The organism is Pseudomonas frederiksbergensis (assembly GCF_900105495.1).
GTDB classification, from domain to species: domain Bacteria; phylum Pseudomonadota; class Gammaproteobacteria; order Pseudomonadales; family Pseudomonadaceae; genus Aquipseudomonas; species Aquipseudomonas frederiksbergensis.
In genome coordinates, this window is record NZ_FNTF01000002.1 from 6,232,798 (window position 1) to 6,251,672 (window position 18,875).

The window sequence follows — 18,875 nt, forward strand, 5'->3', positions numbered from 1 at the left end:
ATAATCGCCGGTCTATTTGCAGGGCTATTTTTGTCTGGCTAACTTTTCAGACCGTACCCCGTTGGTTTTCGATCAAAACCTTTACTTACCCTAGCCGTTTCTAACAAGAGAGCATGATGGGCGAATTCGATGCCATCCGACCTTACAATGACAGCGAAGTCCCTGCGGTGCTGGACCGGCTGCTCGGCGACAAGGCGTTTCTAGATATCCTCATCCACTTCCGCTTCCCGCGTTTTGCCGGTGCTTTCGGCTGGATGCTCAAACCTCTTATAGCTCATCGGCTGCGCCGTGAGTTCGCCGACGTGACGTCGGTGGCCACGTTGCAGGATAAAGTCGAGATGTATGTCGACCACACCATCGAGCGAGCCACGGACGGTGTGACGTACACCGGCGTCGAGCAGTTCAAGTCCGGCAGCGCCTACCTGTTCATTGCCAACCACCGCGACATCGTGATGGACCCGGCCTTCGTCAATTACGCCGTGTACCACGCCGGCCTGCCGACACCGCGCATCGCGATCGGCGACAACCTGCTGCAAAAGCCCTTCGTCAGCGATCTGATGCGCCTGAACAAGAGTTTTATCGTGCACCGTTCGATCACCGGTCGACGCGAGAAGATGGCGGCGTATCAGTTGCTGTCGGCCTACATCAACCACTCGATCCGCAACGATTGCGCCTCGATCTGGATCGCCCAGGCCGAAGGCCGGGCCAAGGACGGCGACGACCGCACCGAGTCGGCGATCCTCAAGATGTTCCACATGAGCCGCAAGGACGAGCCGTTCGGCGAAGTCATTCAGTCGTTGAACCTCACCCCGGTGTCGATCAGCTATGAATACGATCCGTGCGATCAAGCCAAGGCTCGCGAGCTGTTCATCCGCGCCACCACCGGCAGCTACACCAAAGTGCCGGGCGAGGACGATGTCAGCATCGCCAAGGGCATCACCGGCTACAAGGGCCGGGTGCATGTGAACTTCGCCTCGCCGATCACTGAACTGTTCGACGACACCAAGCAATTGGCGGTCGAGATAGACCGGCAGATCCTCGGCGGCTACCGCCTGTTCCCGGTGCATTACCTGGCCTACGCCCAGTGGAAAGACGCCGACCCGCAATTGCAGGTGCCGAAAGCCTCTGAAGTGTTTGCGGCCGACGAACTGGCCAAGGCGCAGGAGCAATGGCAACAGCGTCTGGACGCGTGCCCTGAGGAGCATCGTCCGTTCATGGTCCTGCAATACGCGACGCCGGTGCGCAATCAGTACCGTGTGAAAGCAGGTTTGCCGCTGTAGGGCTTTTGGCTGGATACGACAACGGCGCTCTATTTGACTGTCACCACATCACCTGTGGCGAGGGGACTTGTCCCCGTTGGGCTGCGAAGCGGCCCCAAAACCTGCGATCATATTTTTCAGACAGGCCAGGGGTACCGACTTACGACTGCTGCGCAGCCGAACGGGGATAAATCCCCTCGCCACAGAAGTCCCCTCGCCACAAGGTTGGTGTCAGCGCTTCAGAAGCGCGTGCTGATCCACGACACCAGCAGCGCCAACCCCAGGCAGGCAAAACCGAAACGATAGAAAAACCGGTTCATGCGCGAGGTCGCACTGTCCGGCATCAACGTCGGCTCATCGATACGACGGCTCTGGCTTTGCGCCTGGAGAATGGCCCGCGCGCGCTGTTCGCGGCGCCGAGTGGCATGCAGCAACCAGCTGCCCGGAAAGGCCAACAACAAGGCGAACAGGTTGATCAACTTGGCGGGATGGTTGGTAAACAGCGAAATCAAATGCAACGACATCACGGACCTCAGCAAAACAGGTGGCAGACGCCGAACCGGCGACCGCGGCGCGAATTCTACCGAAAGCCTCACCTCCTGCCCTTGCTTTCCGACAAATAACGAACCATTCGATCAATTCCTGTCCTGTGTCACGGCACCTTCATCTGGATCATCCAGTCTGGCGCCCTTCGAAACCGACACGGAAACCGTCATGTTGCACGCCGAAAACCAGGATCGCCTCTACCTCATCGCCCAAAGCGACGAACAACAAAACCTCGTCGGCAGCCTCGCCTTCAACGTCCAGGACTGCCACTGGCTGGTGTATTGCGCATTGGGCGGGCATCAGCATGCGGATTTGCCGGAGACGGATTTGCTGACGGGCGTGAGTGTTCTGGATTTTTATTCGCAGGCCGCCTGACACCGCGGATCCCTTGTGGGTGCAGTTCCACCAAATCAGCACGCATGAAAAAGCCCGGGGCCATTGCTGGCACCGGGCTTTTTTGATTCCAGCGAACGTTTATTCGGCGAGAATCTGACCAATCGTCGGATCCTTGAACAGACGCGTCAACGCATCGCTCAACACATCACTGACCAGCTTGGTGTTGGTTTCCTGATTCGGCGCCATACCAAAACGCTGATCCAGGGAGGCACCATAACGACCGCTGTAGCGACGGTTGGCGTTCTGCACATCGGAACGGAATGTCGCACCAATGGTGGCTTCAGTCACATACATGCCTTCTTTAGGCGACTGATACTTCAGCTCCGACAGGGTCACGGTCAACTGCGGAGCATTCAGCGCATTGGAAGTTGGGGTGAAGCCCAACAACCGCACGGCCGCTTCGGCCTGAGCCTGCAACTTCGGCAGAATCTGCGCGCCCTGCACGGTGATCGCGCTGGTCTCGGGGTACAGGCCACCACGGGTGCCCAAGGTCGGCGACGGACGACCGTCCACCACACGCACCACCACCGGTTGGCCACGGCCGACCGGTGCCAGCTGAGTGGTCAGCTTGGGTTCCGGATTCAGTTGTTGCGGGCTGTGGGCGCAGCCGACCAGGGTCAAACTGGTCACAGTGATCAAACCGAACAACAGGCGTTGCAACATGCTCTTCTCTCCAGAATCAGGCACAAACAGGCCCGCAGTATAGCGGTGGGCCACTGTGGGTAACTAGCACCTCACAGTGAATACTGAAATCTCTGACAAACCCTCCAGACTGCGGTTCCTGTCACAGATATGTCACCGCCCATACACTTGCTCGTCACGGCACGCTGGCAACCTTCAGAGCAGTCACCCCACAAGGTACTTCGCCATGCGCTATCTCATCTCGCTGTTCACTCCACGCCCTCTGCATCGCTGCTTCGCCCTGCTCGACCGCAACGGCCTTTGCCAGGCATTCAAACAGTGCAGCCTCCAGCCGATGGGTGATGGCTGGGTCGAAATCGAAGAAATCCGTCTCAACTGGTTACATCACCCCCTGCCCCCTAGCGCCCGTGTCAGCCAGCGCCAGCCTCGTGCGCGGGCTCAGCAACTGTTGACCACCTGACCGAACACCTAATAAAAGTCATTTAACACGACCATTTCCCTGCGTTTCTTCGCTACAATCTCCCCCCGATTATAAGGACGTCTCCTGATCGGGCCTCGCAGCATCGTCAATGCGCTTGTATTGACACCCCGCACCGCCCTACAGAGAGCCGCCCACACAGATCGAGTGAAGCTGGCGCGCTTGCTGTTCCTTGAGCAAAAACCCCACTTTTCGCGAATCTGCAGAGCTGTCATTACGCTCGGTCACTGAGCTGTTTGCCCGTTTTGCCTGTCATGTATCCCATGGCGGCAATCCATCCGGGCACGGTGCCAGGCTGGGGCAGCCCTTTTTTGAGGTTCACGTCTTCAAAAGAGCGTGAAAAAAACGGGTTTTCACAACTTCACAAGAGTGTGGCGAGCAAATGAATAGTTTTGCGTCTGAACATGCACCATTAGCGTCTGAAACAGCCCAACGACACAGGACCGAGTACGCCTCGAACACCGGATCCTGAAGCCTGTCCTCTACGGATTTGGTTGCACAAACGGATGTATCGACCATAAGTCGAATTGCCAGCCGCGTGTTGAAGTGAGTTCATGTGACTCTTTTAGACCCGGCCGGTAGCGTCCGTCGAAGTTGCAAAAAATTGCGAAGATTCGGACATGGCGATACTGCCATGGTTACTTGGGGCCTCACTGACACGCCCCTGAACACCTGGCAGCCATGCCGACAATTTGGTGCTGCAGATTTTGGAGACGCGTTAAATGGCGCATAACGAAGCAGTCGACGTAGTACTGGTTGGGGCCGGCATCATGAGTGCCACCCTCGCTGTACTGCTCAAAGAGCTCGACCCCGCGATCAAGCTGGAAGTCGTCGAGCTGATGGATTCCGGTGCTGCGGAGAGTTCGAACCCGTGGAACAACGCCGGTACCGGTCACGCCGGGCTGTGTGAGCTCAACTACACGCCGCAGGCCGCCGACGGCACCGTCGACATCAAGAAAGCCGTGCACATCAACACCCAGTTCGAGGTGTCGAAGCAGTTCTGGTCCTACCTGACCAGGAAAAGCACCTTCGGCTCGTGCAAGACGTTCATCAGCCCGGTGCCGCACCTGAGCTTCGTGCAGGGCGACGATGGCGTTTCCTTCCTCAAGGAACGTTTCAAGACGCTGAGCAAGCACCACGCCTTCTCGGACATGGAATACACCGAAGACAAGGCCACCATGGCCGAGTGGATGCCGCTGATGATGCCTGGCCGGCCGGCCGACGAAGTCGTCGCCGCCACCCGCGTCATGAACGGCACCGACGTCAACTTCGGCGCCCTGACCAATCAACTGCTCAAGCACCTGACCAGCGCTCCCGATGCCCAGGTCAAGTACTGCAAGCGTGTGACCGGCCTGAAGCGCAACAACGGCGGCTGGACTGTCAGCATCAAGGACGTCAACAGCGGCAATACCCGTGAGGTCGATGCGAAATTCGTCTTCCTCGGCGCCGGTGGCGCTGCACTGCCGCTGCTGCAAGCGTCGGGCATCGAAGAAAGCAAAGGCTTCGGCGGCTTCCCGATCAGTGGCCAGTGGCTGCGTTGCGACAACCCGGAAGTGGTCAAGCACCACCAGGCCAAGGTTTACAGCCAGGCAGCGGTGGGTTCGCCTCCAATGTCCGTGCCGCATCTGGACACCCGAGTAGTCGATGGCAAGAAGTCCCTGCTGTTCGGACCTTACGCCGGTTTCACCACCAAGTTCCTCAAACACGGTTCCTTCATGGACCTGCCGATGTCGGTTCGCGCCGGCAACATCGGCCCGATGCTGGCCGTGGCGAAAAACAACATGGACCTGACCAAGTACCTGGTCAGCGAAGTGATGCAGTCGATGGAACAGCGCCTGGAATCCTTGCGTCGCTTCTATCCACTGGCGAAAGCCGAAGACTGGCGCCTGGAAGTGGCTGGCCAACGGGTGCAGATCATCAAGAAAGACCCGAAAAAGGGCGGCGTTCTGCAGTTCGGTACCGAACTGGTCGCGGCCAAGGACGGTAGCCTTGCTGCCCTGCTCGGCGCGTCGCCAGGTGCGTCGGTGACCGTTTCGATCATGCTGGAACTGATCGAAAAATGCTTCCCGAACAAAGCGTCCGGTGAATGGGCTGCCAAACTGGCGGAAATCTTCCCGGCTCGGGAAAAAGTCCTGGAAACCGACGCTGCGCTATATCGCAAGATCAATGTGCAGAACAACGTCGCGCTGGAACTGGTTGAAGCCAGCAACGAGACCGAAAGCTACGCTTGATTCGGCTCCATAAAAAACGCCCCGTTCTCTTTGAGAGCGGGGCGTTTTTTTATGCGGTGAAACAATCATTGTGGCGAGGGAGCTTGCTCCCGCTTGAGTGCGCAGCGCTCACAAAAATCTGCGTCGTTCGCAGAATTTTGGGGCCGCTCCGCAGCCCAGCGGGAGCAAGCTCCCTCGCCACAAATGTCGGTGTGTTGACGTTAACCGCGAGCCTTTTCGATCAATTCGATGTACTCGGCCGCATTACGCTGATCCTTGATCAGGGCGACGAAGTCATTGCCGTGCTCATCCTTGCCGTTCAGATCCAGACCGGCTTCGACGAAGAACGTCAGGAAACGTTCGAAGTCATCGATGCGCAGGCCGCGATAGGCCTTGATCAGTTTGTGCAGCGACGGCGACGTGGCGTCGACCGGTTCGAAATCGAGGAACAGCTTGATCTGCTCATCGCCGATCTCGTCACCAATCACTTGCTTCTTATCTTTACGCATTGCCGACTCCAGCTCGCAGACATTTCACGGGGCGGGCAGTTTACCCCTCCCTTGCCACCGGGCTCAACGCGGACGAACAGCGCCCGTGTGCAGATCGGCCCAGACATGACCGTTGGCGTAGCTGAGGAACTGGCAATACACCGTGTCATTGCGCAACAAGTCGATCACCACTCGGTACTGCGCCATCGGGTAAAACAGCGTCAGGGTTTTGCTCTTGTCGTCGTAGATCGGCTTTTTCAGGCTTTTGCTTTCACCATCGAAATTGACCAGCACCTGGCTGATGGTCGCACCCTTGTTCAAGGATTTGCCCTTGAGTCGGATCAGCAACGGCGACGTGACCGGGATCGGCTGCTGGTTGGACTGGCGTTGACTGCCGACCACTACCGAGTACTCGGTAACCTGCAACAACTGTTGCTGCTCGGGCTCCGCGTCACGCAGGGTGAGGTCATCGGGGGGCAGGAACTGCGCGTGCATCGGCACCGGGGCGGCCGCCAGAGGCAGGCTGACAGTCAGCAACAGGGCGGCGCAGCTGCGGATTAAAAGGCTCATGACAGGCTCCCAAGGCGAAGCCGAGCACTCTAGCATGAGGATCAACCGCGCGAATTGGCGATATGGGTCAATACTTCGCAGGGTGAAGCTGGCCATACTGAAAGAGCTTTCAGCCGTCGTTCAACGGTGCGCCATCTACCGTGGAGTGCTCATGTCGTTCTCCGTTCCCCCGTTGTTCGCCGCCTGGCGTCAGACCTGGCGCGCTGGTTACTCCCTCAGACGCTTACGCGGCGACATCAGCGCCGGGGTAACGGTAGGGATTATCGCCATCCCGCTGGCCATGGCGCTGGCGATTGCCGTGGGTGTACCGCCTCAGCATGGGTTGTATACGGTGCTGATCGCGGCGCCCCTGATCGCCCTGACAGGAGGTTCACGTTTCAATGTCAGTGGGCCGACCGCTGCCTTCGTGGTCATTCTGTTACCCATCACCCAACAATATGGCCTGGGCGGTTTGCTGCTGTGCACCATGCTGGCCGGCGTCATTCTCATAGCCTTGGGGCTGATCCGAGCCGGGCGGTTGATCCAGTACATTCCGTATCCGGTTACCCTGGGTTTTACCGCCGGGATCGGCATTGTCATCGCAACCCTGCAATTGAAGGATTTTCTGGGCCTGAACACTCCCGGCCAGGCAGAGCACTACATCGAACAGTTGGGTGTACTGATTCTGGCCTTGCCCAGCGCCCGGTTGGGGGACGGGATCATCGGCATCAGCTGCCTGGCGGTTCTGATTGTCTGGCCACGGTGGGTGCCGAGGATTCCGGGGCATCTGGTGGCGCTGACCATCGGCGCGCTCCTGGGGTTGGCGCTGGAGCACGGCGGGCTGCCGGTGGCGACATTGGGCGAGCGTTTCAGCTATATGGTCGAAGGCGTCAGCCATCCCGGGATTCCGCCGTTTCTACCGAGCTTCGATTGGCCGTGGAATCTTCCCGGCCCGGACGGCCAGCCTTTGCACCTGTCTTACGATCTGATTCGTCAGCTACTCGCACCGGCGTTCGCCATTGCCATGCTCGGGGCCATCGAATCCTTGCTGTGTGCGGTGGTGGCGGATGGCATGACCGGCAGCAAACACGATCCGAATGCAGAACTGCTGGGCCAGGGCCTGGGCAACCTGATCGCACCACTGTTCGGCGGCATTACCGCCACGGCGGCGATCGCCCGCAGTGCCACCAACGTGCGCAGCGGAGCGTTTTCGCCATTGGCGGCCATTATTCACAGTGCTGTGGTGCTGCTGGCGATACTCGTCCTCGCACCGCTTTTCAGCTATCTGCCGATGGCTGCTCTGGCCGCGTTGCTGGTGATGGTGGCGTGGAACATGAGCGAGGCCCGGCACGTGCTGCATACCTTGCGCATCGCGCCCCGCAGCGATGTGCTGGTGTTGCTGACCTGCCTGAGCCTGACGGTGTTGTTCGACATGGTGATGGCTGTCGCCGTCGGCCTGCTGCTGGCCGCCGGTCTGTTCATCAAGCGCATGAGCGACCTCACGGACACCGCCGAACTGCCTCGCGAATTCCATCAAGCCTTACGGGATATGCCGGAGCATGTTCGTTGTTATGCGATACGCGGGCCGCTGTTTTTCGGTGCCGCCGAAAAAGCCCTGGGCGTGCTGCGCAAATTCAGTCCGGAGGTCAAAGTGGTGATCGTCGAGATGAGCGCCGTGCCCATGCTGGACATGACGGCACTGGCTGCCTTCGACAATATCCTGAGGGATTACCGCACCGACGGCATCGGCCTGATTCTGGTAGGAACCGCTCCACGGGTACGCCTGAAACTCAGGCGCGCGGGGATTCATCGGGAGCAGCGCCAGTTGGCCTATGTGAATAATCTGGAACAGGCTCGACGCAAAAGCGAACGCTGGCTCGCCGGACAGGACTGAGCGCGCAGTTCAAGCAAACTGCGCGGACAGTCACCCCATTCACATGCCTTTAACGGCAAAAATCCCGTTGGCGTTACGCCAGTAGCCTTTGTAGTCCATGCCGTAACCGAAGATGTAACGGTCGATGCATGGCAGGCCGACGAAATCGGCTTTCAGGTCCGGGCGAGCCTTGCGGTCGTGGTCCTTGTCGATCAGCACGGCGGTGTGCACAGCGCGGGCGCCGGCGTGTTTGCAGTAGTCGATGATCGCGCCCAGGGTGTGACCTTCATCGAGGATGTCGTCGATGATCAGCACGTCGCGGTCGAGGAACGAGACTTCCGGCTTGGCTTTCCAGAACAGATCACCGCCGCTGGTTTCGTTGCGATAACGGGTCGCGTGCAGGTAGGACGCTTCCAGCGGGAAGTTCAGATAGGTCAGCAGTTTGCCGGAGAAAATCAGCCCGCCGTTCATCACGCAGAACACCACAGGATTGCTTTCAGCCAACTGGTCGTTGATTTGTGCACCAACACGGGCGATGGCCGCCTCGACTTCAGCTTCGGTGTACAGGCAGTCAGCCTCTCGCATGATTTGACGGATATGCTCGAGATCTGCGGGCATGGCGTTCTCCGGGGGGTGGCGGTTCAGGAAAAGCGGGCAAAGGTACGCATCAAGCGAGGCCAGATCAAGCATTTGTGGACTAACGTTCTGAATGTCTATAGGACAACACCCTCGGATAGATTAATCTAGGCCGGTTTTTTTGCCCGCCGCCGGAGCCTTTCCCATGCCCATCCTCGAGATCCGCCATCCGCTGATCCGCCATAAACTTGGCCTTATGCGCCGCGCCGACATCAGCACGAAGAATTTCCGTGAGCTCGCTCAGGAAGTCGGTGCCCTGCTGACCTATGAAGCCACCAAAGACCTGCCGCTGGAAAGCTACGACATCGAAGGCTGGTGCGGCACGGTGTCGGTCGAAAAAATCGCCGGCAAGAAAATTACTGTCGTGCCGATCCTGCGCGCAGGCATCGGCATGCTCGAAGGTGTGCTGAGCCTGATCCCAGGCGCCAAAGTCAGCGCCGTGGGCGTGGCCCGCAACGAACAAACGCTGCAGGCTCATACCTACCTGGAAAAACTGGTTCCGGAAATCAACGAACGCCTGGCGATGATCATCGACCCGATGCTCGCCACCGGCAGTTCCATGGTCGCGACCATCGACCTGCTGAAAAAGGCCGGTTGCCGGGATATCCGCGCGATGGTGCTGGTGGCTGCCCCTGAAGGCATTGCCGCCGTAGAGAAAGCTCACCCGGACGTGACCATCTACACCGCATCCATTGACGAAAAACTGAACGAGCATGGTTACATCATCCCAGGCCTGGGCGATGCCGGTGACAAGATCTTCGGTACCAAGCAGAAGGACGCTTGAGCATGCAGCAAGAGTTCAACGATCCGCTCTGGCGCACGGTGCTGTCGGGTGCGCAGATGCTGTTCGTGGCCTTCGGCGCCCTGGTGTTGATGCCGCTGATTACCGGCCTCGACCCGAACGTGGCGCTGTTCACCGCAGGCCTGGGGACGATTCTGTTCCAGATCGTCACCGGGCGTCAGGTGCCGGTGTTCCTGGCGTCGAGCTTTGCCTTCATCACCCCGATCATTCTCGCCAAGGGCCAGTTCGGTCTCGCGGCGACCATGGGCGGCGTGATGGCGGCCGGTTTCGTCTACACCTTCCTCGGCCTTGCGGTGAAGATCAAAGGCACCGGTTTCATTGACCGTCTGCTGCCACCGGTGGTGATTGGCCCGGTGATCATCTCCATCGGCCTGGCCATGGCGCCAATCGCCGCCAACATGGCGATGGGCAAGGCTGGCGACGGCACCGAGCTCATTCATTATCAGACGGCGATGCTGATCTCGATGCCCGCGCTGCTGACCACCCTGATCGTCGCGGTGTTCGGTAAAGGCATCTTTTGCCTGGTGCCGATCATCTCGGGCGTGCTGGTGGGTTTTGCGATGGCGTTTTATTTCGGCGTCGTTGATACCGCGAAAATTGCCGCTGCACCATGGTTTGCAATCCCGCACTTCACCGCGCCGGAATTCAACTGGCAGGCGATTCTGTTCATCGTTCCGGTGGCCCTGGCCCCGGCCATCGAGCACATCGGCGGCGTGATTGCTGTCGGTAGCGTGACCGGTCGCGATTACCTGAAGAAACCCGGCCTGCACCGCACCCTGCTCGGCGATGGCATTGCCACCACCGCAGCCGGCCTGTTTGGCGGCCCGCCCAACACCACCTATGCCGAAGTGACGGGCGCGGTGATGCTGACCAAGAACTACAACCCGAAGATCATGACCTGGGCGGCGATATTCGCCATCAGCCTGGCGTTCGTCGGCAAGTTCGGCGCGCTGCTGCAAAGCATTCCGGTGCCGGTGATGGGCGGGATTCTGTGCCTGTTGTTCGGTTCGATCGCGGCGGTGGGCATGAACACGCTGATTCGCCACAAGATTGACCTGGGCGAAGCGCGCAATCTGGTGATCGTCTCGGTGACCCTGGTGTTCGGGATTGGCGGCGTACTGGTCGGCACCGGCACAGGGCCGGACGACTTCGGCCTCAAAGGCATCGCGCTGTGCGCGGTGACGGCGATTGCGCTGAACCTGTTGCTGCCGGGCAATGACAGCTGGAAGCACAAGAAGGCGAATGAATCGCTGCTTTGAGCGAACTGATCGTTCCCACGCTCTGCGTGGGAACGATCTGTACTCAAACGGGGGCAAGCCCCCTCGCCACAGTTTAAAGCGCCAGCGGCGCTCTTTCGCACAAGGCACTCAACGCCCGCGCCCACTGCGGGTCGTCGTTAAGACACGGCACCAACACCAACTCCTCTCCCCCCGCCTCGCGGAACAGCTCCTTGCCGCGATCCCCGATCTCTTCCAGCGTCTCGATGCAATCGGCGACAAATGCCGGGCACATCACCAGCACTTTCTTCACGCCCATTCCAGCCAGCTCATCAAGGCGCGCTTCGGTGTAGGGTTCGATCCACTTGGCCCGCCCCAGACGCGACTGGAACGACACCGACCACTTGCCGTCCGGCAGCCCCAGCCGCTTGGCAAACTCGGAGGCCGTGCGCAGGCATTGGGCGCGGTAGCAGGTCGCCAAAACTTCTGGCGAAGCGTTCTGGCAGCAATTGTCGCTTCTGAAGCAATGGTGACCGGTAGGGTCGATCTTGGTCAGGTGCCGCTCCGGCAAACCATGGAAACTCAACAGCAGGTGATCGTAATCCTGCTGCAAATGCGGCTTGGCGCTGGCCACCAGCGCATCGAGGTATTCCGGTTGATCGTAGAACGGCTGGAGAATCGAAAACTGCACATCCAGCTGCTTCTCGCGAACCACTCGCTTGGCCTCCTCAATCACCGTGGTCACTGTGCTGTCGGCGAACTGTGGATAGAGCGGTGCGAGCGTGACCCGCTTGTGACCCTGGGCCGCCAGGCGCACCAACATCGATTCAATCGACGGCTCACCGTAACGCATCGCCAGTTCCACCGGACCGTGGGTCCACTGGGCCGTCATGGCCTGTTGCAGGCGACGACTGAGCACCACCAACGGCGAGCCCTCCTCCCACCAGATCGAGGCGTAGGCGTGCGCCGACTGCTCCGGGCGCTTGAACAGGATCAGCGACACCAGCAAACGTCGCACCGGCCATGCCAGGTCGATCACATACGGGTCCATCAGAAATTGATTGAGGTAACTGCGCACATCCGCCACCGAGGTGGAAGCCGGCGAGCCCAGGTTGACCAGAAGCAATGCGTGATCGGTCATGCAACGTCCTATTTCAAAGGCGGCTGGAAAGGTCGTCCAGAGCCGCGCGCAAATCAGTGAACTGGAAAGTGAAACCCGCTTCCAGCAAGCGAGCCGGTACAGCCTTCTGGCCACCCAGCAACAGCGACGACAACTCGCCCAGACACACCTTCAACGCCAGGGCCGGCATGGGCATGAACGTCGGACGGTGCAGCACGCTACCCAACGTCTTGGCGAATTCGCGATTGCGCACCGGCTTGGGCGCGCAGGCATTATAAGGACCACTGGTGTCTTCCTGATGCAGAAGAAAATCAATCAGGGCGATTTGATCGTTGATATGGATCCATGGCATCCACTGCCGGCCACTGCCCAGAGGCCCGCCCAGCCCCATTTTGAACGGCAGCAACAGCCGCGACAAAAAGCCGCCCTCGGCCGACAACACCAACCCGGTGCGGATGAGGATCACGCGAATGCCCAACGCCTCGGCGCGCTGGGCTGTTTCCTCCCAGGCGATGCACAACTGGCTGGCGAAATCATCGATGACCGGCGGAGATTGCTCGGTCAATTCGCGCTCCCCACCGTCGCCATACCAGCCAATAGCAGAGCCCGAAATCAATACCTGCGGTTTCTGCGCGCGGCTTTCGAGCCAGGCCAGCATGGTTTCGGTCAGCGTGATCCGGCTGCTCCAGAGCAGCGCCTTGCGTTTGGAGGTCCAGGGTCGGTCGGCAATCGGTGCGCCCGCCAGGTTGATAATGGCATCAACCGTTTCCTGTCCAAGGTCCTCGAACAGTGCGATTCCCCGCACTTGCGCACCGCAAATCTGCGCGACTTTTTCAGGTGTGCGGCTCAAGACAGTCAAACGATGTCCCTGACTCAACCAGTGTCGGCAGAGCTGACGTCCTATCAAACCAGTACCGCCGGTCAGCAATATGTGCATGACTTCTTCCTCGCGTGGCGTTTTACCTTGATCACTAGTCTATTTTTATATGCAGGGATCTTTGGTATCGGGCAGGCTCTGTGTTTAACAATAGGCCAAGCTGTCAGAACAAGAACGCTAAAAGTTATACCAAAAAACAATATTGTACAGGTTTCATCCACGGCGTAGTCTGTACAGAAAGGCAAACGAGGCCCCTATGACTGTACCTATCGCAATCATCGGCACCGGCATCGCCGGACTCTCCGCCGCCCAGGCCCTTACAGAGGTCGGGCATGTCGTTCAACTTTTCGATAAAAGCCGCGGCAGTGGCGGACGCATGTCGAGCAAGCGCAGCGATGCGGGTGCTCTGGACATGGGCGCGCAATATTTCACTGCCCGCGACCGTCGCTTCGTCACTGAAGTCCAGCGCTGGCAAGGAAAAGGCTGGGTCGCCGAATGGTTACCGCAGCTCTACACCTACCATGGTGGCCAGCTCAACCTGTCGCCGGACGAACAGACTCGCTGGGTCGGCACGCCGCGCATGAGCGCCATCACCCGTGGGCTGCTCGGCGACCTGGAGGTGCATTTTGCCTGCCGCATTACCGAGGTCTATCGCGGCGAAGAACACTGGCATCTGCAGGACGCCGAAGGCTTCACCCACGGCCCTTTCAGCCATGTGATCATCGCCACGCCGGCGCCTCAGGCGACTGCACTGCTGGCCTCCGCGCCGAAACTCGCCGGTGCCGCCGCCGGGGTGAAAATGGACCCGACCTGGGCTGTCGCGCTGGCGTTCGAGGTACCGTTGGATACGCCCATGGAAGGCTGCTTCGTACAGGACAGCCCGCTCGACTGGCTGGCTCGCAATCGCAGCAAACCCGGACGTGACATCACCCTCGACACCTGGGTTTTGCACGCCACCAGCGCGTGGAGTCGGCAGCATATCGACCTGCCCAAGGAAGCGGTGATCGAGCAATTGCACGGCGCATTTGCCGAGCTGCTGCACGACTCCATGCCCGCCCCGACCTTCAGCCTCGCGCACCGCTGGCTTTACGCCCGGCCGGCCAGCAGTCATGAATGGGGGGCCTTGGCCGATGCCGACCTGGGGCTCTATGTGTGTGGCGACTGGTGCTTGTCCGGTCGTGTCGAAGGCGCCTGGCTCAGCGGCCAGGAAGCCGCCCGCCGCTTGCATGCGCATCTGCAGTAAACCGCATCGATCAGAGTCAATTGCTGCTGTCGAAATAGACAGCAGCCCACCCGCAAAACCGCGAAAAACATCTTCTGATCATCGAGCTGTCGCGACGACGAAGGCACAGAGTCGAATGCCGGGTTGCAGGCGATGCAGACGCGGCGTTGATCCTCACAAAAAACTTGTACAATTAATTTGACTTGTACACCTTTGAATCTATGATGAAGTCATGTTGTACAGACTGAACAGTCTGTACAGGTTTAGATTCGAGGTGCTCCAATGCCCCACGCCGTGAAACCGAAGATTGCCATCAGCGCCTGCCTGATGGGCGCAGAAGTACGTTACAACGGCGGGCACAAGGCCTCGCAGTTGTGCAGTCGCACCCTCACGGACTATTTCGATTTCGTCCCGGTTTGCCCCGAAGTCGCCATCGGCCTCGGCATTCCTCGGGAGCCGATCCGCCTGGTGGGTGATCCCGAACATCCCGAGGCTGTCGGCTCGGTCAACCCGGAGCTCAATGTCACCCGGCCACTCGCCGAGTACGGTCAGAAAATGGCCGCGGAACTGGGCGACATCAGCGGCTACATCTTCATGCAGAAATCCCCGTCATGCGGCCTGGATCGGGTCAAGGTCTACCACGCCAACGGTGCGCCGGTGGACGGTGGAGGCCGAGGTATCTATGCCCAGGCGTTCTGCGCGCGGCATCCAGATCTACCGGTGGAAGAAGACGGCCGACTCAACGACCCGGTGCTGCGAGAAAACTTCCTCACCCGCGTGTTTGCCTACAGTGCCTGGCAGCAGTTGCTGCGCGAAGGTTTGACTCGCCGTGGCCTCACGGACTTTCACTCGCGCTACAAATACCTGCTGATGGCCCACAATCCGGTGCAGTACAAAACCCTGGGGAATCTGCTGGGCAACATGGGCCAGACCGATCCGAACGAACTCGGCCCGCGCTACTTCAGCGAGCTGATGGCGGCCTTGAAAAAATGCGCCACGCGCCGCACCCACACCAACGTCCTGCAGCACATCAGTGGCTATCTCAAACAGGCCATCAGCCCTGAAGACAAACAGGAAATGCAACACGTTATCGGCCAGTACCGCCACGGCATCGTGCCGCTGGTGGTGCCGTTGACGCTGCTCAAACACTTCTTCCGTCAACACCCGGATCCGTACATCGCGCAACAGGTTTACCTGCAACCGCATCCGGAAAATCTCAGCCTGCGAAACGCGATCTAATGACAATCCAATGAAAAGCCCACTCGACACCAGCGCCAGCGAAGACCTCGGTGCCGACTTCAGGAAAGCCCTCGACGAAGGCTGGCTGCCGATCCGTGAGGTCGCGCGGCAGACTGGCGTCAACGCCGTCACCCTGCGGGCTTGGGAACGGCGTTATGGCCTGATCGTCCCGCAACGCACGCCCAAGGGGCATCGGCTGTTTTCTGCCGACCACGTTCAACGCATCCTGACGATCCTCACCTGGCTCAATCGCGGCGTGGCTGTCAGCCAGGTCAAACAACTGCTCGACACCCCACAGGCCTTAACCCAATCCGTCGAAAACGATTGGCAAGTGCTGCGCCAGACGCTGCTGCAAGCGGTCACTCAACTGAATGAACGCACCGTCGATGACACCGTCAATCAGGCCATGGCGCTGTATCCACCACGGACCTTGTGCGCACAACTGCTGATGCCCTTGCTGGCTGAACTGGAACAACGCTGGCAAGGCCAATTTGGCGCACAGATGGAGCGAGTGTTTTTTTACTCCTGGTTACGCAGCAAATTTGGCGCACGCATCTACCATAACAACCGGCAGTTACGCACCGCGCCCCTGTTGTTGATCAATCACTCGGACCTGCCACTGGAACCCCACCTGTGGCTGACCGCCTGGCTGATCAGCAGCGCCGATTGCCCGGTGGAAGTGTTCGACTGGCCACTTCCTGCCGGCGAACTCGCACTGGCGGTCGATCATCTGCAAGCCCGCGGCGTACTGCTGTATTCCAGCAAAGCCATGAATCTTTCGCAGCTGCCGAAACTTTTGAACGGGGTCAGTTGCCCAAAATTGATTGCCGGACCAACGGTATGCATCCACCACACCGAGTTGTCCGCACGAACGTACAAGATCACTGATTTGTTCCTGGCTGAAGATCCGCTAGCAGCGCATCAGGGCCTGATTCAGCGTGGGCTCATTTAATGGCGAATTTTTTAATGAATCGTGCGGACACCTCTGTGCAATTGATCTGGTTGCGCAGCGACTTGCGCCTCCATGACAACACCGCCCTTTCGGCCGCTGCAGCCCGCGGCCCGACTGTGGCGGTGTATCTGCTGAGCCCGGAGCAATGGCTGGAACACGATGATGCGCCGTGCAAAGTGGATTTCTGGCTGCGCAACCTGAGCGAGTTACGCAGCGCCCTGGATGAGCTGAACATTCCCTTGTTGATCCGCAAGGCATCTCGCTGGGATGAAGCACCCAAGGTGCTGCTCGATCTTTGCCAGCAGTTGAAAGTCGACGCGGTGCACGTCAACGAGGAGTACGGCATTCATGAAAGCCGTCGTGACGCAGCCGTAGCCGAAACACTGAATGCCCACGCCATCGACTTTTACAGCTACCTCGATCAATTGCTGTTGAAACCGGGCACCGTACTGACCAAAACGGGCACCTACTTTCAGGTGTTCAGCCAGTTCCGCAAGGCGTGTTATGACCGCCTGCACTGGTCGTTACCGCAACGGGTCCCAGCACCCGCCGTGCAGGCGCCGCTGGCGATCGACAGCGACAAGATCCCGTCGAACGTTGAAGGCTTCGCAACGCCCAGCGACAGCCTGCGCAGTCTTTGGCCTGCCGGGGAAGCCGAAGCCCACCGTCGCCTCGTCACCTTCGCCGACGCTCAGATCGACGACTACAAAGACGAACGCGACTTCCCGGCCAAACCCGGCACCAGTCAGCTCTCGGCCTATCTCGCCGCCGGGGTGATTTCCCCCCGTCAATGTCTGCACGCCGCGCTGCAAAGCAATCAGGGCGAGTTCGAAAGTGGCAAGGTCGGCGCCGTTACCTGGATCAACGAATTGCTGTGGCGCGAGTTCTACAAACACATCCTGGTGGGCTACCCACGGGTCTCGCGTCATTGCGCATTCCGCCCGGAAACCGAAGCCCTCGCCTGGCGCGATGCCCCGGATGAACTCCTGGCCTGGCAAGAGGCCCGCACCGGTCTGCCGATTATCGACGCGGCCATGCGCCAATTGCTGGAAACCGGCTGGATGCATAACCGCCTGCGCATGGTAGTGGCGATGTTCCTGACCAAGAATCTGCTGATCGACTGGCGTGAAGGCGAACGTTTTTTCATGCGTCATCTGATCGATGGCGACCTGGCGGCGAACAACGGTGGCTGGCAGTGGAGTTCGTCCACTGGCACCGATTCGGCGCCCTACTTCCGGATTTTCAACCCGCTGAGCCAGTCGGAGAAATTCGACAGCGAGGGGCTGTTCATCAAGTACTGGCTGCCGGAACTGGCCGGGCTGAACAAGAAGGATGTGCACAACCCGGCGAACCTCGGCGGCCTGTTCGGTGTGGCGGATTATCCTTCGCCGATCGTCAATCTGAGCAGCTCTCGGCAACGGGCGCTGGCCGCGTTCAAGAACTTGCCATCACGACAATCTGCCGGGCGATTACCTGACTGAAAAAGGAGAATGGGATGAGTTTTACACCTCCAAGGCGCTACTGGCTCACAGGTGCCGGCAACGGCATTGGTGCCTCGCTGGCCGAAGAAATATTGAAATCCGGCGCTCACCTCGCGGTGAGCTCTCGTTCGGTGGCGCCACTCAAGGTCTTGTCCCAGCGTTATCCGGGGCAAGTGCTGGTGGTGGCCGGTGACCTGACCAACAGCCAGACCGTGCGAGAAATCGGCGAGCAGATTGCCGAGGAGTGGGGAGCCCTGGACACGGTGATCCTCAATGCCGGCACTTGCGAATACGTCGACGTTCAGCAGTTCGATGCGTCGATCGTCGAGCACGTGGTGCGCACCAATCTGCTTGCCAGCAGCTTTTGCATCCAGGCTGCCCTGCCGCTCTTGCGCGCCGGCACCGCGCCATATCTGGTGGGCGTCGCCAGCTCGGTCACCTACCTGCCGCTGCCACGGTCCGAGGCTCATGGCACCTCAAAGCCCGGGTTGCGTTATCTGTTTGAATCGTCGCGCATTGATCTTGCTCCAGACGGCATCGAAGTCACCGTGGTCAGCCCCGGGTTTGTCGAAACACCCCTGACAGCGCAAAACAGTCCCACGCCACTCGGCTGGCCGGTGGACAAGGCCGCACGCCACATCTTCGCCGAACTCAAGGATCGGCCGCTGGAGATAGCCTTCCCCGCGTTGTTCATGGCTGACCTCTGGCCATTATCGAAACCACCCCACCGAGCAAACCTGGCAATCGGCAAACGCATGGTGCGCAGCAACCCGCCGATCAAGGACCAGCCGTAAATCACCCGCCTCTCAAGGCTGATCGCTCCTGGCTGTTGAATCGCAGCCATGAGATCACCCTGTCCGTCAGGCCTTTCACACAGCATCGGCCCAC

19 protein-coding genes are annotated in these 18,875 nt (G+C 59.5%); 12 read left to right on the forward strand and 7 right to left on the reverse strand.

The features are described from left to right. Nucleotides 1–116: 116 nt before the first annotated feature. Nucleotides 117–1,280 carry a 1-acyl-sn-glycerol-3-phosphate acyltransferase gene (locus BLW70_RS29275; protein WP_173860457.1) on the forward strand — a complete coding sequence of 388 codons (1,164 nt, stop codon included), beginning with the start codon at nucleotides 117–119 and terminating at the stop codon, nucleotides 1,278–1,280. Between the two features lie 218 nt (nucleotides 1,281–1,498). On the opposite strand, the gene BLW70_RS29280 is transcribed toward BLW70_RS29275, so the two are convergent. Then, nucleotides 1,499–1,783: a hypothetical protein gene (locus tag BLW70_RS29280; protein ID WP_074880177.1), complete on the reverse strand. Its 285-nt coding sequence runs from the start codon at nucleotides 1,781–1,783 to the stop codon at nucleotides 1,499–1,501. A 190-nt stretch (nucleotides 1,784–1,973) separates the two neighbouring features. Here BLW70_RS29280 and BLW70_RS29285 point away from each other — a divergent pair, with 190 nt between their 5' ends. After that, nucleotides 1,974–2,180: a hypothetical protein gene (locus tag BLW70_RS29285; RefSeq protein WP_074880179.1), complete on the forward strand. Its 207-nt coding sequence runs from the start codon at nucleotides 1,974–1,976 to the stop codon at nucleotides 2,178–2,180. Nucleotides 2,181–2,279: 99 nt separating this feature from the next. Here the strand turns inward: BLW70_RS29285 and BLW70_RS29290 are convergent, their stop codons facing one another. After that, nucleotides 2,280–2,864, reverse strand: coding sequence for a YajG family lipoprotein (locus tag BLW70_RS29290; RefSeq protein ID WP_074880182.1), 585 nt, complete (start codon nucleotides 2,862–2,864; stop codon nucleotides 2,280–2,282). 205 nt (nucleotides 2,865–3,069) lie between these two features. On the opposite strand from BLW70_RS29290, the gene BLW70_RS29295 reads away from it, so the two are divergent. Both BLW70_RS29295 and mqo read left to right on the forward strand, forming a co-directional pair. Next, nucleotides 3,070–3,303, forward strand: coding sequence for a hypothetical protein (locus tag BLW70_RS29295; protein WP_074880185.1), 234 nt, complete (start codon nucleotides 3,070–3,072; stop codon nucleotides 3,301–3,303). 740 nt (nucleotides 3,304–4,043) lie between these two features. Continuing rightward, nucleotides 4,044–5,552, forward strand: coding sequence for a malate dehydrogenase (quinone) (gene mqo, locus BLW70_RS29300; protein ID WP_074880188.1), 1,509 nt, complete (start codon nucleotides 4,044–4,046; stop codon nucleotides 5,550–5,552). A gap of 200 nt (nucleotides 5,553–5,752) precedes the next feature. Here mqo and BLW70_RS29305 read toward each other — a convergent pair whose 3' ends face one another. Further along, nucleotides 5,753–6,040 carry a PA4642 family protein gene (locus tag BLW70_RS29305; RefSeq protein ID WP_074880191.1) on the reverse strand — a complete coding sequence of 96 codons (288 nt, stop codon included), beginning with the start codon at nucleotides 6,038–6,040 and terminating at the stop codon, nucleotides 5,753–5,755. Nucleotides 6,041–6,103: 63 nt separating this feature from the next. Further along, complete coding sequence (locus BLW70_RS29310; RefSeq protein ID WP_074880194.1) at nucleotides 6,104–6,589, reverse strand: hypothetical protein; 486 nt, start codon at nucleotides 6,587–6,589, stop codon at nucleotides 6,104–6,106. 151 nt (nucleotides 6,590–6,740) lie between these two features. On the opposite strand from BLW70_RS29310, the gene dauA reads away from it, so the two are divergent. Then, a complete protein-coding gene (gene dauA, locus BLW70_RS29315) occupies nucleotides 6,741–8,462 on the forward strand; it encodes a C4-dicarboxylic acid transporter DauA (protein ID WP_074880197.1) in 1,722 nt (573 codons plus the stop codon). 39 nt (nucleotides 8,463–8,501) lie between these two features. Here dauA and BLW70_RS29320 read toward each other — a convergent pair whose 3' ends face one another. After that, complete coding sequence (locus tag BLW70_RS29320; RefSeq protein ID WP_074880200.1) at nucleotides 8,502–9,059, reverse strand: hypoxanthine-guanine phosphoribosyltransferase; 558 nt, start codon at nucleotides 9,057–9,059, stop codon at nucleotides 8,502–8,504. A 163-nt stretch (nucleotides 9,060–9,222) separates the two neighbouring features. On the opposite strand from BLW70_RS29320, the gene upp reads away from it, so the two are divergent. Beyond that, nucleotides 9,223–9,861 (forward strand): uracil phosphoribosyltransferase, encoded by a 639-nt coding sequence (upp, locus tag BLW70_RS29325; RefSeq protein WP_008025893.1) that lies wholly within the window; start codon nucleotides 9,223–9,225, stop codon nucleotides 9,859–9,861. Between the two features lie 2 nt (nucleotides 9,862–9,863). Next, complete coding sequence (locus tag BLW70_RS29330) at nucleotides 9,864–11,138, forward strand: uracil-xanthine permease family protein (RefSeq protein ID WP_074880204.1); 1,275 nt, start codon at nucleotides 9,864–9,866, stop codon at nucleotides 11,136–11,138. Between the two features lie 73 nt (nucleotides 11,139–11,211). Here the strand turns inward: BLW70_RS29330 and hemH are convergent, their stop codons facing one another. Together hemH and BLW70_RS29340 are read right to left on the reverse strand one after the other, a co-directional pair. Then, nucleotides 11,212–12,237, reverse strand: coding sequence for a ferrochelatase (gene hemH / locus BLW70_RS29335; RefSeq protein WP_074880208.1), 1,026 nt, complete (start codon nucleotides 12,235–12,237; stop codon nucleotides 11,212–11,214). A gap of 13 nt (nucleotides 12,238–12,250) precedes the next feature. Continuing rightward, nucleotides 12,251–13,153: a TIGR01777 family oxidoreductase gene (locus BLW70_RS29340; protein WP_074880210.1), complete on the reverse strand. Its 903-nt coding sequence runs from the start codon at nucleotides 13,151–13,153 to the stop codon at nucleotides 12,251–12,253. A 196-nt stretch (nucleotides 13,154–13,349) separates the two neighbouring features. On the opposite strand from BLW70_RS29340, the gene BLW70_RS29345 reads away from it, so the two are divergent. The 5 genes from BLW70_RS29345 to BLW70_RS29365 all read left to right on the forward strand — a co-directional run bounded on the left by BLW70_RS29345 (nucleotide 13,350) and on the right by BLW70_RS29365 (nucleotide 18,781). Beyond that, entirely contained in the window at nucleotides 13,350–14,336 is a 987-nt protein-coding gene (locus BLW70_RS29345; RefSeq protein ID WP_074880213.1) for an NAD(P)/FAD-dependent oxidoreductase, read from the forward strand. A 261-nt stretch (nucleotides 14,337–14,597) separates the two neighbouring features. Continuing rightward, nucleotides 14,598–15,554 carry a YbgA family protein gene (locus BLW70_RS29350; RefSeq protein ID WP_074880216.1) on the forward strand — a complete coding sequence of 319 codons (957 nt, stop codon included), beginning with the start codon at nucleotides 14,598–14,600 and terminating at the stop codon, nucleotides 15,552–15,554. Nucleotides 15,555–15,564: 10 nt separating this feature from the next. Continuing rightward, on the forward strand, nucleotides 15,565–16,506 hold the full coding sequence (locus tag BLW70_RS29355; RefSeq protein WP_074880219.1) for a MerR family transcriptional regulator: 942 nt from the start codon (nucleotides 15,565–15,567) through the stop codon (nucleotides 16,504–16,506). 35 nt (nucleotides 16,507–16,541) lie between these two features. Then, nucleotides 16,542–17,987: a deoxyribodipyrimidine photo-lyase gene (phrB, locus tag BLW70_RS29360; protein ID WP_083383409.1), complete on the forward strand. Its 1,446-nt coding sequence runs from the start codon at nucleotides 16,542–16,544 to the stop codon at nucleotides 17,985–17,987. A gap of 14 nt (nucleotides 17,988–18,001) precedes the next feature. Continuing rightward, the gene (locus BLW70_RS29365) at nucleotides 18,002–18,781 is read left to right on the forward strand and encodes an SDR family NAD(P)-dependent oxidoreductase (protein ID WP_074880225.1); all 780 of its coding nucleotides are present in this window, start codon (nucleotides 18,002–18,004) and stop codon (nucleotides 18,779–18,781) included. Nucleotides 18,782–18,875 lie beyond the last annotated feature (94 nt).